The organism is Paracidovorax sp. MALMAid1276 (genome assembly GCF_049198005.1).
Classification (GTDB): Bacteria; Pseudomonadota; Gammaproteobacteria; order Burkholderiales; family Burkholderiaceae_C; genus Acidovorax.
Genome location: NZ_JBMIRS010000249.1, coordinates 60,380 through 73,564, shown reverse-complemented (window position 1 = coordinate 73,564; position 13,185 = coordinate 60,380). Strand labels below are relative to the sequence as shown.

Genomic DNA, 13,185 nt, shown 5'->3' with positions numbered 1-13,185 from the left:
CGCCGGGCGACCGGCGAGGCCTGGGCGTGTGAGTGCGCTGCTGTGCAACAAGACGCCAAGAAAAACTCCCGGAGACAAGCCCATGACGAAAAGCATCGATAGCCATCCGCGTTTGCGCCTGTTCGTTCCCGCCGCGTTGACCGGTGCGGCGCTGGCGGCACTGGCCGCCTGCGGCGGCGGCAGCGGCGACAGCGCCGCCGTCAACACCCCGCCCGCCTATCTCGGCACCATCAGCGAGGCCAGCTACGACGGCACCAGCAACGACCTGCTCACCGCAGGCCTGGGCGCCACGGGCCTGGCGGCCGCCGTGGCACCGGCCTATGCCGACCCGCTCAAGCCCACGGCGGCCGAGCTGCGCCGCACGGCCATCCACACCAACTACCGCGCCATGCTCGACATGACCGCTGCAGGCGGCTACGGCCTGCTCTATGGCCCCAACGTGGATGCGCAGGGCAAGGTCACCACCGGCGAAGGCAAGATTGCGGGCACCGAATACATCGCCTTTGCCGACGACGGCACGGGCCGCAAGAACGTCACCCTCATGGTGCAGGTGCCTGCCAGCTTCGACCCCAAGAAGCCCTGCATGATCACGGCCACGGCTTCGGGCTCGCGCGGGGTGTATGGCGGCATCTCCACCGGCGAATGGGGGCTCAAGAAGGGCTGCGCCGTCGCGTACTCCGACAAGGGCACGGGCGGCGCGCCGCATGACCTGATGAACGACACCGTGCCGCTGATCGACGGCACACGCACCACGGCCGCTGCGGCAGGCAAGGCCGCCGCCTTCAACGCGGGCCTCACGGCCACCGAGCTGGCGGCCTTCAACGCCGCCACGCATGACCGCTTTGCGTTCAAGCACGCCCACTCGGGCCAGAACTCTGAAAAGGACTGGGGCACCACCACGTTGCAGGCGGTGGAGTTTGGCTATTACGTGCTCAACCAGCGCTATGGCGCCACCGACGCAGCGGGCCAGCGCCTCAAGACGCTGACCCCGGCCAACACCATCGTCATCGCATCGAGCATCTCCAACGGTGGCGGCGCCGCCATCGCGGCTGCAGAGTTGGACACACAGGGCCTCATCAGCGGCGTGGCCGTGTCCGAGCCCGCCATCGAGATGCCCGCCAACCCCGGCGTCACGGTGCGCAGGGGCGGTGCCGAAGTGGCCGTCACCGGCAAGACGCTGGTGGACTTCACCACCTACGCCAACCTCTACCAGGCCTGCGCGTCGCTCGCTCCTTCGGTCAGCACCAGCCCCTTTGCAGCGGCGTTTGCTGCGGGGTTTGCGTTCACTGCTTCCAACCGCTGCGCGTCACTCAAGGCGGCAGGTCTGCTCACGGCCAGCACCACGGCCACGCAGGCCGAAGAGGCGCTGCAAAAGCTGCGCGACTACGGCTGGGACCCCGAGTCGAGTGACCTGCATGCCTCGATGGCCGCGTTTGAAGTGTCGCCCGCCGTGGCCGTGACCTTTGCCAACGGGCTCTCGCGCGCCAGCGTGAAGGACAACCTCTGCGGTTTCAGCTACGCCGCCACGAGGGTGACGGCTGCGTTGGCTCTGCCCGTGGGTTCGGTCACCCCGCTCGCGCCAGCGGCGCTTTCCACCATGTTCGCCACAGGCAATGGCGTTCCGCCTTCGGGGGGCATCAATTTGGTCAATAACCTCAGCAAGTTCGGTGCTATGCGAGATTTTCAGTCAGTGTCGGACGCCGGTATCGCCGACTGGAACTTGACCGGCGCCCAGTGCCTGCGCAACCTGGTCACCGGCACCGACGCCGCCGCCAAGAAGCTGCAGGCCGGTGTGGATGAAACCCGCCGCAACGGCAACCTGCGCGGCAAGCCCGCCATCATCGTGCATGGCCGCGCCGACGCGCTGCTGCCGGTGAGCCACACCTCGCGCCCCTACGCCGCGCTCAACAAGAAGGTGGAGGGCAGTGCCAGCAAGCTCAGCTATGTGGAGGTGGCCAACGCACAGCACTTCGACAGCTTCATCGGCCTGCCCGCCGTGCTGCCCGGCTATGACAGCCGCTATGTGCCGCTGCACGTGTACCTGAACCACGCGCTCGATGCCGTGTACGACCACCTTGCCACCGGCAAGGCGCTGCCAGCCAGCCAGGTGGTGCGCACCGTGCCGCGCGGCGGCACGCCGGGCAGCGCCCCGGCCATCACGGCCGCCAATGTGCCCCCGCTGGCCACCACACCGGCAGCCGCCAACGCCATCGCCATCACGGCGGGCGTGATCGCCGTCCCTGATTGAGAGGCCTTGCCAAACGACGCACCACTGTCGACGCACCCCTGCCGCCGCTGCCCGCACGGCGCGGCGGCAGGCCCATCACACCCACCGGGGATGAATCGCTATGAACCCAATCAAGACATGGAGCCGCCGCTGGGTGGCCGCACTGGCTCTGGCTCTGGGGGGCGGGGCAACCGCGCCCGCGCTGCACGCCGCTGAAATCGTGGTGGGGCAGGTGGCCCCGCTGTCGGGCGTGCTGGCCAGCACCGGCGCGCAGATGGTGCTGGGCGGCAAGATCTACTTCGACTGGGTGAACGCCCAGGGCGGGGTGCACGGCGCCACCATCCGCCAGGCCGTGGTGGACGACGCCTACAAGGTGGCCGACACCGTGAAGCTGACCCGCGAAATGCTGGCCCGCCCCGAGGTGGTGGCCCTGTATGGCTTTGCGGGCACGGCCAACATCACCCAGCTGCTGGCCGACGGCGTGCTGGAGCAGGGCGGCGCGGCGCTGGTGGCGCCCTACACCGGCGGCGAATCGTTGCGCAACCCATTCAATCCGTGGATCTTCCATGTGCGCGCGGGTTATGCCGACGAGGCCGAGCACATGGTGCAGCAGCTCACCACGCTGGGCATGAACCGCATGGCCGTGATGTACCAGGACGACGGCTTCGGCAAGGCCGGGCTGGCGGGGGTGGAGGCGGCGCTGGCCAAGCGCAACCTCAAGCTGGTGGTGGCCGCGGGCTATGAGCGCAACACCGACAAGGTGGACGACGCCGTGAAGGCCATCAAGGCGGCCGATGTGCACGCGGTCATCATGATCGCGGTGAACAAGCCCGCAGCGGCCTTCATCCAGCGCTACCGCGAGCAGGGCGGGGGCGCGCAGCTCTACAACATCTCGGTGGTCGACCCGAACGAACTGGTGAAGCTGGCGGGCCTGAAGAACGCGCACGGCCTGGGCATCAGCCAGGTGGTGCCTTACCCCTACCGCCCGCAGCTGCCGGTGGTGCGCGAATACCAAACGCTGCTCAAAAAGTACGCGCCGGAGGCTGAGGTCAACTACACCAGCTTCGAGCAGTTTCTGGGCGCCAAGGTGCTGGTCGAGGCACTGCGCCGCGCGGGGCCTGCGCCCACGCGCGCCAAGGTCGTCAAGGCGCTCGAATCGATGCAGAGCTATGACCTCGGCGGCATCACGCTGGGCTATTCGCCCACCAACCGCATCGGTTCACGGTATGTCGAAGTGACCGTGATCGGCAGCAACGGCCGCCTCATGAAGTGAGCCGCCGGTCCCTTTCTCTTTTCTTTGTTCCACAAGGTCGCCACCATGTCCCCCACCTCGCGCTACGCCACCTGCGCTGGCTATGAAATCCATTACATGGACTGGGGTGCGCAGGACGCCCCGGTGGTGATTGCCTGGCACGGCCTGGCGCGCACCGGGCGCGACATGGACCCGCTGGCCGCGCACCTGGCCTCGCGCTTTCGTGTGATCTGCCCCGACACCCTGGGCCGTGGGCTGAGCCAGTGGGCGCGCGCCCCGCAGGCCGAGTACAGCCTCGCCTTCTATGCCCGCATCGCGGCCGACCTGTTCGACCACCTGGGCATCGACCAGGCGCACTGGGTGGGCACGTCGATGGGCGGCGCCATCGGCACGGTGTGCGCCTCGGGCCTGTTCCAGCCCCAGCTCAAGGGCCGCATCCGGAGCCTCTTGCTCAACGACAACGCCCCGCGCCTGGCCGACGCGGCGCTGGAACGCATTAAGGCCTACGCGGGCCACCCCCCGGCGTTTGACACCGTGCAGGAGCTGGAGGCGTTCTTCCGCCAGGTGTATTTGCCCTACGGCTGGCTGAGCGACGCGCAATGGCGCCTGCTGACCGAGAGCAGCACCCGCCGCCTGCCCGATGGCCGCGTCACGCCGCACTACGACCCGGCCATGGTGCAGCAGTTCACCCACCACACCAACGACTACCTCATCTGGGACCACTACGACGCGCTCGACATTCCGGTGCTGTGCCTGCGCGGTGCGGATTCAGACCTGGTGCTGCGCGAGACCACGGTGGAGATGCTGACCCGCGGCCCCGGCACGCGCGGCCTGGCGCAGGTGGTGGAGGTGCCCGGCTGCGGCCATGCGCCCGCGCTCAACGTGCCCGAGCACTACGCGCTGGTGGACGCGTTTCTGGCCAAGGCGGGCGGGTGACGCAGGGCAGGGTGGCGCGGTACATTGGCACACCGCCCGCGCCATGCGCCGGCCCACCGTCCTCCGCCTGCTGCCATGAAACCCTTCAAGCCCCTCCTGCTCACGGCCACGCACCTGCTATCCCTGGCCATCGGCTTTGCGGCAGGCATCTACGCCCTGCCCATCCTGATTGCGCCCGAGGCGCCCACGGCGCAAGACGTGGCCGCCCAGGCATCCACAGCGCAATGGACGGCCACCTTCCGCCGCGACCTCAAAGACAGCGACGCGCTGCACTGGGGTGAGGGCCAGGTCTCCATCAGCGCCCAGGCCATTGCGCTGGAGGGCCGCCTGGCCCCGGGGCCGGACTACAAGCTGTACCTGTCGCCCACGTTTGTCGAGACCGAGGCTGATTTCAACCGCCTCAAGCCGCAGATGCTGCGCGTGGGCGATGTGAAGACGTTCGACAACTTCATCGTCGCGCTGCCGCAGGGCGTGGACCCTGCAAAGTTCAACACCGTGATCGTGTGGTGCGAGAGCTTTAACGAATTCATCACCGCGGCGCAATACCGGTAGTCAGGGCGTTTGCGACAGACCCATCTGCGCCAGCGCTGCCTGCAGCCCCGCCAGCCCGCCCACGCGCTGGTTGTTGATGAAGATCTGCGGCATCTGCCGCACTGATGGCCCGCACTTGGCATAGAACGCCAGCCGCTCGGCCTCGTCGTCGATCTTGATTTCCTCAAACGGCAGCGAGCGCGACTGCAGCAGCTTCTTGGCCGAATCGCACTGGGGGCAGGCGGATTTGGAGTAAACGGTGATTTGGTAGGTCATGGGGGGGAGTTTACGGGGCGGGCACCGGGCATGGGGTGACGGCCACGCTTTGCCACCACGGGCCATCTGCTGGCAAAATACCAATTGGTTTGTTTTGTGACTGATTGGTATATCAATGACCATTGACCTCTCTGTCTGGCTGGCGCCGGGCATCGACACCCAGGCGCTGATCCGGGTGACTCACCCACGCACGGACCCGCAGCCATGACCAGCCCCACCAGCTTCTTGCCCATCGCCGTCATCGGCGCCGGCCTGGCGGGCCTGTCTTGCGCGCAGGCCCTGCTGCAGGCGGGCCACACGGTGCATCTTTTCGACAAGTCCCGCGGCCCCTCGGGCCGCATGAGCACCCGGCGCGCCGAAGACGAACACGGCCCCTGGCAGTGCGACCACGGTGCGCAGTATTTCACCGCCCGCGACCCCGCCTTTGTGGCGGAGCTGGGCCGCTGGCAGCAGGCGGGTGTGGCCGCGGAGTGGCCGGCCCGGCTGGCCAGTTTTGACGGCCATGCCTGGACGTCGCCCACCACGCCGCTTGCGCGCTTCGTGGGCACACCGCGCATGACGGCGCCCGCCGCCTGGCTGGTGCAAAACCTGGGCGACCACGCGATGGCGCAGTGGCAGACCACCGTGCAGCGCCTGGACCCTGGCGAAGGCGGCTGGGCCGTGACGTCGGCCGAGCACGGCCAGCGGGCCCAGCGGTACCGTGCCGTGCTGCTGGCCGTGCCCGCGCCGCAGGCCGTGCCTTTGCTGGCCCCCTGGGCGCCCGCAGGCGCCGCCGTGGCCGCCAGTGCGCGCATGCGTGGCAGCTGGGCGGTGATGCTGCGCTATGCAAGCCCCGTGGCTATGCCGTGGGACGGCGCTTTCGTCAACGCCGGGCCGCTGCGCTGGGTGGCGCGCGACAGCAGCAGGCCCGGGCGCACAGGGCAGGAAACCTGGTTGCTGCACGCCAGCCCCGAATGGAGCGAGGCGCACATCGAAGACAGTGCCGATGCAGTCACGACCGCGCTGGTCGCTGCCTTCAGGGCCCTGGGTGGACCCGAGCCCCGGGCTGCCACCGCCCACCGATGGCGCTACGCCGACACCGACCCCGCGCTCACACAGGGCCGGTGGTGGGACGCCCGCACGCGGCTGGGCCTGTGCGGCGACTGGCTGCACGGCGGCAAGGTCGAAGGCGCATGGCTCAGCGGGCGCGCGCTGGCGCGGCAGGTGCTGCAGCCTGCATGAGACCACCGGGCACGCACCATGCGCATGCGCAAAAAATCAGATCTTCCACAGAAGACCTGCCAGCACTGCGGCCTGCCCTTCGCCTGGCGCAAGAAGTGGGAGAAGGTGTGGGACGAGGTGAAGTACTGCTCCGACCGCTGCCGCAACGAACGCAAGCGCAGCGGCGGGGCGGGCCCCGTGGGCGCAGAGGGCGCCGAGGGCGCCGCATGAGCACCGCGCTGTGTGGCTTCCAGAAACGACCTGCGCCTGCGTCGTGAACACCCCCCAGCCCCGCACCCACACCCTGCGCCTGCTGCTGGGCGACCAGCTCAACCCCGGGCATTCGTGGTTTGCCACGCACGACGATGGCGTGGTCTATGTGCTGATGGAAGTGCGGCAGGAGACCGACTACGTGCTGCACCACGCGCAAAAGATTCTGGCCATCTTTGCCGCCATGCGCGACCTGGCCCGCCAGCTGCGCGCGGCCGGACACCGCGTGCGCTACGTGGCGGTTGACGACGCCAGCAACCGCCAGTCGATGCCCGCCAACCTGGCCGCCCTCATGGCCCACTATGGCGCGCACACGCTGCAATACCAGCACCCCGACGAATGGCGGCTGGACGAGCAACTGCGCACCTGGGGTGCTGCGCAAGCCTTTGCCGTGCAGGCCGTCAGCAGCGAGCACTTCTACACCACCCGCACCGAAGTGGCCGAGGCGTTCAAGGGCCGCAAGCAGTGGCTCATGGAGCACTTCTACCGCCGCATGCGCCAGCGCCACGGTGTGCTGATCGACGAGGCTGGCGAGCCCGAAGGCGGCCAGTGGAACTACGACCACGACAACCGCAAGCCCTGGCCCGATACCCAGGACGCGCCCACATTGCCGCCCGACGCCCGCCCCACGCACGACCACAGCGCCCTGTGGGCCACCATCCAGGCCGCGGGCGTGCAGAGCTTTGGCAACCCGCAGGCCCATGCGTTGCGCTGGCCGCTGAACCGGGCCGAGGCGCTGGCCTGGCTCGACCACTTCATCACCACCACGCTGCCGCACTTTGGCGCGTATGAAGACGCCATGAGCACGCAGAGCACGCGGCTCTTTCACTCGCTGCTGTCCTTCGCGCTCAACACCAAGATGCTGCGCCCGCACGAGGTGGTGCAACGCGCCCAGGCGGCCTACCACGCAGGCGCCGCGCCCCTGCCGGCGGTGGAAGGCTTTGTCCGCCAGATCCTGGGCTGGCGCGAATATGTGCGCGGCATCTACTGGGCCCACATGCCCGGCTACGACGAGCGCAACGCCCTGGGCCACCACACACCGCTGCCCGAATGGTTCTGGACCGGCAAGACCCGCATGCGCTGCATGCAGCACGCCGTGGGCCAGTCGCTGGAGCATGCCTATGCCCACCACATCCAGCGCCTCATGGTCATCGGCAACTTTGCGCTGCTGGCGGGGCTGGCGCCCGATGCCGTGCACCGCTGGTACCTGGGCGTGTACGTCGACGCCTTTGAGTGGGTGGAAGTGCCCAACACCGTGGGCATGAGCCAGTTTGCCGACGGCGGCCTGCTGGCCACCAAGCCCTATGTCAGCAGCGCCGCCTACATCGACCGGATGGGCGACTACTGCAAGGGTTGCCACTACGACAAGAAGCAAAAAGTGGGTGAGCACGCCTGTCCGTACAACGCGCTGTACTGGGACTTTTTTGCGCGCAACGAAGGCGCGCTGGGCCGCAATGTTCGCTTGGGGCTGGTGTACCGGCAGTTGCAGAAGATGCAGGGGCCGCAGCTGGATGCGCTACGTGAGCATGCGGCCAGTCTGCGAACTAGACTCGACACGCTTTGATTCGACCCATCACGTCACCATGAAAATCCACGAGTACCCTGTGCCGCGCCTATCTGCCCAGATCATCCAGGAATGGGCGCCTGAGCTTGCCGCCCGGTACGGCTGCACGGTAGAAGCGTTTTTGGCAAAGCCCGGCCACATGATCTTTTTCCCCTCCCAGACGCTTCGTCTCGAGCTCATGGATGAGTCTGTGGTGGAGTTCAAATACGCGTTCGCTCTGGTGAGTGAGGCACGCCGCACCATCGCGGTTTTCACGGAGCACTGTGGACACCACGTGTTCCCGCACTACCAAACCAAAGTGCTCTGCGATGGCTCCCTGGTCTATGCGCAGGCCACACACCCCGGCGACTGGTCTTCACCATGAACTCACTTCCCCACGGCTACCGCGCCATCGTCATCGGCGCCACCGGCGCCATCGGCAGCGCCTTCCTCACCCACCTGCAGGCCGACCCGCGCTGCGCCCTGGCCGTGGGGCTGGGCCGCCACACCCACCCGGCGGTGGACCTGGACGACGAGGCCACCATCGCCGCCGCCGCCCGGCAGCTCCAGGCCCAGGGCCCGTGGCACTGCATCATCCATGCCGCTGGCCTGCTGCACGGCCCCCACGGCATGCCGGAAAAGCGCCTGGGCCAGTTGAACTACGCGCAGATGCAAGCCACCTTTCGCACCAACACCTTTGGCCCCGCGCTGGTGCTGGCCCACTTTGCGCCGCTGCTGCCCAGGCAGGGCCGCAGCCTGCTGGCGGTGCTGTCGGCCAAGGTGGGCAGCATTGGCGACAACCGCCTGGGCGGCTGGTACAGCTACCGCGCCAGCAAGGCCGCGCTCAACATGCTCGTCAAGACCGCCGCCATCGAAGTGGCCCGCACCTACCCGCAGGCGGTGCTGGTGGCGCTGCACCCGGGCACCGTCAACTCGGCCTTGTCTGCGCCGTTCAATGGCGCACAAATAGGCCGCCCGGCAGCCGACGCGGCGGGCGACATGCTGCAGGTGCTGGACCGCTTGCCCGCAGAAGAATCGGGCGGCTTTTACGCCTACAGCGGCGACAAGCTGCCGTGGTGATGCGGCACCGAAGATCTCTGTTGCTATCGTTTTGATACTGACAAGGCAATACCAGCAAGCGCTGGCGGCTGTTTTTATCTAAATTTTGGGCCGCAGCCGCCTCGGCCCATCCTGCGCAGGGTCGCGGCGCGTGTCGCGCCAAGGCACGCACGCAAGCCCCGCCGCCCAGCAGCCCGCCCGCATGCAGAATGCCGCATGTTTTCAACCCCCGATCAAGACCCTGGGCTGTTGGCGGCCCACACCACGGCTGCTGCTTCGGCGGTGGCGCAGTGGGTGGCGCGGCACTATGGCCTGCAGGTGCAGCAGTGCTATCTGATCCGCCGCAACCTCAACGACAACTACGCCGTGCGGGCCGCAGACGGCAGCCGCTATGTGGCGCGCATCTGCGCCATCCGGCCGCGCGGCGCGTTCAATGTGGATTTTGAGGTCGGTTTGCTGGCCCACCTGCACGCGCAAGGGGTGGGCGTGACCACGCCGGTTCTGGCTGCGAACGGAGCCACCAGCATTGCCCTGCCGTTCCCGGAAGGTCCGCGTGTGCTGGTGCTATTCCGCCACTGCGATGGCGCTGTGCCCGACACGCCCGAAGACCTGCACCTGACCGGCGCCACGCTGGCGCAGATTCACCGCGCCGCGCACAGCTACACCGGCCCCGCAAGCCACTATGTGCTGGACGGCCAGCATCTTGCCGGCCGCACGCTCGGCTACCTTGCCGCCCATCCTGAGGTGGCCCCAGCCGTGCTGGATGCCTACCGGCAACTGATCCACCGCCTTCTGGGCGAGCTGGCGGATGTGGAGGGCACCTTGACCCGCGTGATGTGCCACGGCGACACGCATGGCCACAACAACCATGTGACCACCGATGCTGATGGAGTGCGGCGCGCCGCCTTCTTTGACTTTGACGACGCCGGGCCGGGGTTCCTGGCTTATGACCTGTGCGTCTGGCTGTGGTCCAACCTGCCGCGCAAGGCCCCCATGGAGCCCGACGACGCATTGCTCAAGCGCTGGCAGCAGTACCTGGCTGGCTACCGCGAAGGAGGCGGCCGTGTCACAGATGCCGACCTCGCGGCCCTGCCCCTGTTCGTGCAGCTGCGGCACCTGTGGAACATGGGGGAGGGCGTGGCGCGCATCCACCACTGGGGCGCCAACTTGATGTCTGCCGACTGGATCAAGAAGCAGCCGGATGTGATGGCCGCCTGGGCGCGGCTGGAGCTGCCGCACGGGTGATTGAAGGGAATCTCTTCGCGCAGCGGCCATTCCACCAGAGGCCACTTGGCCTAGGGACGTCCATGTAAGGACATCCCTAGAACTCAAGTGGCGGTGGCCCAGTTGTCCAGCTGCAGGCCGGGCACCTTGGCAAATTCGCCCGTGTTGTTGGTGACGAGCTGGGCCTGCTGGCTCAGGGCGTGCGCAGCAATCATGGTGTCGAGCGCGCCAATGGGGGTGCCACGGCGCTCCAGGTCGGCGCGCAGGTCGCCATAGGCCCATACGGCGGCATCATCAAATGGCAGGACGGCGAGCGGTGCCAGAAACATCTCCAGCGCCTGGCGGTTGCGCGCAGAGCCGCTTTTGGCCACGCCAAACGCCAGCTCGGCAGCCACTACGCTGCACAGCCCCACATCGCCCATGCGGTATTGCTGAAAGCGCGCCAGCACGGCGGGGGGCTTGGCGTTGATGATGTAGATGCAGATGTTGGTATCGAGCAGGATCATGGGTTGATCTCGTCCCGCTGCTGGGTGTCAGGCTGTTCGCGGGTGAGCACAAAGCCGGGCTCAAAAGCGGCCAGCCCGGCTTGCAGCGTTTGCCAGGGGTTGTCCGCAGGCAACAGCAGCACACCATTGCCAAAGTGCTTCACCACGACTTCAGTGCCGGTGAAGCGGTATTCCTTGGGCAGCCGCACGGCTTGGCTGCGGCCGGATTGAAAAAGGCGTGCGGTGTCCATGGCGGGTTCCTTGATTGGTGGGTATCAATGGTAGCTACCACTGATGATTCTGTCCAACACCGAGTCGAAAGCGGAATGGAAGATTTGCTACCGGTGCCCCAGGGCGACTGACCCGCTCAATCCAACGCCGGATAGGCCCCCGTGCCCCCCGGCCACGCCGTCAGCACCTCGTAGCCGGTGTCCGTCACGGCCACCATGTGCTCCCACTGGGCTGACAGCGACCGGTCCTGGGTCACCACCGTCCAGCCATCGGCCAGCTCTTTGGTTTCGGGTCGGCCTGCGTTCAGCATGGGCTCGATGGTGAAGACCATGCCCGCCTCCAGCCGCAGCCCCTGGCCGCGCCGCCCGTAGTGCAGCACCTGCGGTTCATCGTGGTACACGGTGCCAATGCCGTGGCCGCAGTATTCGCGCACCACGCTGAAGTTCTCGCGCTGCGCCACGGTGGCAATGGCGTGGCCCACATCGCCCAGCGTGGCCCCCGGCTTCACTTCGCGGATGCCCGCCCGCAGCGCCTCGTACGTGGTGCGCACCAGCCGATGGGCCAGCATGCTGGGCGTGCCCACGCAGAACATGCGGCTGGTGTCGCCATACCAGCCGTCTTTTTCCACCGCCACATCAATGTTCACGATGTCGCCCTTCTTCAGCATCTGCTGGGCTGATGGAATGCCGTGGCACACCACATGGTTCACCGACGTCAGCACCGTTTTGGGGTAGCCCAGGTAGCCCACATTGGCAGGCCGCGCGCCCTGCACGTTCACGATGTGGTCGTGGCACAGGCGGTCCAGCGCGTCGGTGGTTACGCCCGGCACCACATGCGGCTCGATCATGGCCAGCACCTCGGCCGCCAGCCGCGCCGCCCGGCGCGCCATCACCAGTTCATCGGCCGAGCGGATCGGCACCCCACGGTGTGTGTGACGTGCCATCAGTGCTGCCGCTTTCCGGCGCGTGCGGTGGCTGCGGGCGGCGTCTTGCTGTCCAGCCCACCCTGCGCGGCCAGCGCCACATCCAGCCCGCCCGCCAACTCGGCCCGCACCAGCATCTGGCAAATCTCGCGGTGATCCAGGTCGGGATACATCTCGGCCAACATGCCCACGCGCATCCAGTGCTCGGCCTGTGAGTTGATGGAACGGCTGAGCGCCGTGCTGGCCAGACGCAGGTTTTCATGCATCTGGTCGGAAATCTTGACTATGCCCATGGGAGTGCTGCCTATATGCAAAACGTATTTGAATTGTATATGTTTCGCATAGAGCAACCCACCATACGCCAACGTGCCGCAAAACCCCCTACGCGAGCAGCTCCAACGTGCGCAGGTCCTTGTGCCCGCCAAAGTACCTGTGCAGCACCGCGTCAAACAAACCGCTGTCCGGCGCAGCGGCCTCGGCAAACAGCGTCATGCAAGACCGCAGCTTGAGGTCGTCTGGCGAGCCAAACACCGCAAGCGCGGAAGAGGGCGCCTGCAGCTCCAGCAGGATCTGGCAGCAGTCGCGCAGCCGCCCCGCCAGCACCGGGTGTGCCAGGTAAGCCTGCGCCTCGGCCAGCGACTGAATGGCATAGCGCTGCGCCATGTCGCTGCGCCCCAGTCCCTGGATCTGCGGAAACACAAACCACATCCAGTGCGTGCGCTTGCGGCCCGCCCGCAGCTCGGCCAACACGCGCGGCCAGACGGGGTCTTGGGCTTGCACAAAGCGGTCGAGGTTGAACGGGGGCAGGGGCAGGGGCATGCGGAATTATTGGGCTGGTGCCGTTGAACGCAAAACACCTGTTCGGGCTGAGCCTGTCGAAGCCTTGCGCGGCTCTGGCTCAGCACAGGCAACCCCAACATGAATGGCCGCAGGGCAGCCACATCGAGCGACGCGAGTCACCACCGTTGAACCCCCACCACCCGTTCGGGCTGAGCCTGTCGAAGCCTTGCACGGCGCCACACCCCGCAT

The 13,185-nt window shown here is 67.3% G+C and carries 16 protein-coding genes; 10 read left to right on the top strand and 6 right to left on the bottom strand.

From position 1 onward, the window contains the following. Window positions 1-82: 82 nt before the first annotated feature. The 4 genes from ACOQFS_RS20945 to ACOQFS_RS20930 all read left to right on the top strand — a co-directional run bounded on the left by ACOQFS_RS20945 (window position 83) and on the right by ACOQFS_RS20930 (window position 4,967). The gene (locus ACOQFS_RS20945) at window positions 83-2,248 is read left to right on the top strand and encodes a D-(-)-3-hydroxybutyrate oligomer hydrolase (protein WP_421564739.1); all 2,166 of its coding nucleotides are present in this window, start codon (window positions 83-85) and stop codon (window positions 2,246-2,248) included. A 100-nt stretch (window positions 2,249-2,348) separates the two neighbouring features. After that, window positions 2,349-3,500, top strand: a complete 1,152-nt coding sequence (locus ACOQFS_RS20940; RefSeq protein WP_421564738.1) for an ABC transporter substrate-binding protein — start codon at window positions 2,349-2,351, stop codon at window positions 3,498-3,500. 45 nt (window positions 3,501-3,545) lie between these two features. After that, window positions 3,546-4,415: an alpha/beta fold hydrolase gene (locus ACOQFS_RS20935; protein ID WP_421564737.1), complete on the top strand. Its 870-nt coding sequence runs from the start codon at window positions 3,546-3,548 to the stop codon at window positions 4,413-4,415. A gap of 75 nt (window positions 4,416-4,490) precedes the next feature. After that, window positions 4,491-4,967 (top strand): DM13 domain-containing protein, encoded by a 477-nt coding sequence (locus ACOQFS_RS20930; protein ID WP_421564736.1) that lies wholly within the window; start codon window positions 4,491-4,493, stop codon window positions 4,965-4,967. Here ACOQFS_RS20930 and ACOQFS_RS20925 read toward each other — a convergent pair whose 3' ends face one another. Beyond that, window positions 4,968-5,222, bottom strand: coding sequence for a glutaredoxin domain-containing protein (locus ACOQFS_RS20925; protein WP_421564735.1), 255 nt, complete (start codon window positions 5,220-5,222; stop codon window positions 4,968-4,970). A 204-nt stretch (window positions 5,223-5,426) separates the two neighbouring features. Here ACOQFS_RS20925 and ACOQFS_RS20920 point away from each other — a divergent pair, with 204 nt between their 5' ends. The 6 genes from ACOQFS_RS20920 to ACOQFS_RS20895 all read left to right on the top strand — a co-directional run bounded on the left by ACOQFS_RS20920 (window position 5,427) and on the right by ACOQFS_RS20895 (window position 10,539). Then, window positions 5,427-6,443 (top strand): NAD(P)/FAD-dependent oxidoreductase, encoded by a 1,017-nt coding sequence (locus ACOQFS_RS20920; protein WP_421564734.1) that lies wholly within the window; start codon window positions 5,427-5,429, stop codon window positions 6,441-6,443. A 24-nt stretch (window positions 6,444-6,467) separates the two neighbouring features. Beyond that, window positions 6,468-6,653: a DUF2256 domain-containing protein gene (locus ACOQFS_RS20915; RefSeq protein ID WP_421564733.1), complete on the top strand. Its 186-nt coding sequence runs from the start codon at window positions 6,468-6,470 to the stop codon at window positions 6,651-6,653. Window positions 6,654-6,696: 43 nt separating this feature from the next. After that, complete coding sequence (locus ACOQFS_RS20910) at window positions 6,697-8,256, top strand: cryptochrome/photolyase family protein (protein ID WP_421564732.1); 1,560 nt, start codon at window positions 6,697-6,699, stop codon at window positions 8,254-8,256. Between the two features lie 19 nt (window positions 8,257-8,275). After that, a complete protein-coding gene (locus tag ACOQFS_RS20905) occupies window positions 8,276-8,620 on the top strand; it encodes a hypothetical protein (RefSeq protein ID WP_421564731.1) in 345 nt (114 codons plus the stop codon). Next, complete coding sequence (locus ACOQFS_RS20900; protein ID WP_421564730.1) at window positions 8,617-9,315, top strand: SDR family NAD(P)-dependent oxidoreductase; 699 nt, start codon at window positions 8,617-8,619, stop codon at window positions 9,313-9,315. Before ACOQFS_RS20905 ends, ACOQFS_RS20900 begins: the two co-directional genes overlap by 4 nt. Window positions 9,316-9,510: 195 nt before the next feature. Continuing rightward, complete coding sequence (locus ACOQFS_RS20895) at window positions 9,511-10,539, top strand: phosphotransferase enzyme family protein (RefSeq protein ID WP_421564729.1); 1,029 nt, start codon at window positions 9,511-9,513, stop codon at window positions 10,537-10,539. Between the two features lie 83 nt (window positions 10,540-10,622). Here the strand turns inward: ACOQFS_RS20895 and vapC are convergent, their stop codons facing one another. The 5 genes from vapC to ACOQFS_RS20870 all read right to left on the bottom strand — a co-directional run bounded on the left by vapC (window position 10,623) and on the right by ACOQFS_RS20870 (window position 12,975). Further along, the gene (gene vapC / locus ACOQFS_RS20890) at window positions 10,623-11,024 is read right to left on the bottom strand and encodes a type II toxin-antitoxin system tRNA(fMet)-specific endonuclease VapC (RefSeq protein WP_421564728.1); all 402 of its coding nucleotides are present in this window, start codon (window positions 11,022-11,024) and stop codon (window positions 10,623-10,625) included. Next, complete coding sequence (locus tag ACOQFS_RS20885; RefSeq protein ID WP_042419946.1) at window positions 11,021-11,254, bottom strand: antitoxin; 234 nt, start codon at window positions 11,252-11,254, stop codon at window positions 11,021-11,023. Before ACOQFS_RS20885 ends, vapC begins: the two co-directional genes overlap by 4 nt. A gap of 116 nt (window positions 11,255-11,370) precedes the next feature. Continuing rightward, window positions 11,371-12,177, bottom strand: coding sequence for a type I methionyl aminopeptidase (map, locus tag ACOQFS_RS20880; protein ID WP_421564727.1), 807 nt, complete (start codon window positions 12,175-12,177; stop codon window positions 11,371-11,373). Further along, the gene (locus ACOQFS_RS20875; protein WP_421564726.1) at window positions 12,177-12,449 is read right to left on the bottom strand and encodes a ParD-like family protein; all 273 of its coding nucleotides are present in this window, start codon (window positions 12,447-12,449) and stop codon (window positions 12,177-12,179) included. Before ACOQFS_RS20875 ends, map begins: the two co-directional genes overlap by 1 nt. A gap of 88 nt (window positions 12,450-12,537) precedes the next feature. Then, entirely contained in the window at window positions 12,538-12,975 is a 438-nt protein-coding gene (locus tag ACOQFS_RS20870) for a DUF1810 domain-containing protein (protein ID WP_421564725.1), read from the bottom strand. Window positions 12,976-13,185: the final 210 nt, after the last annotated feature.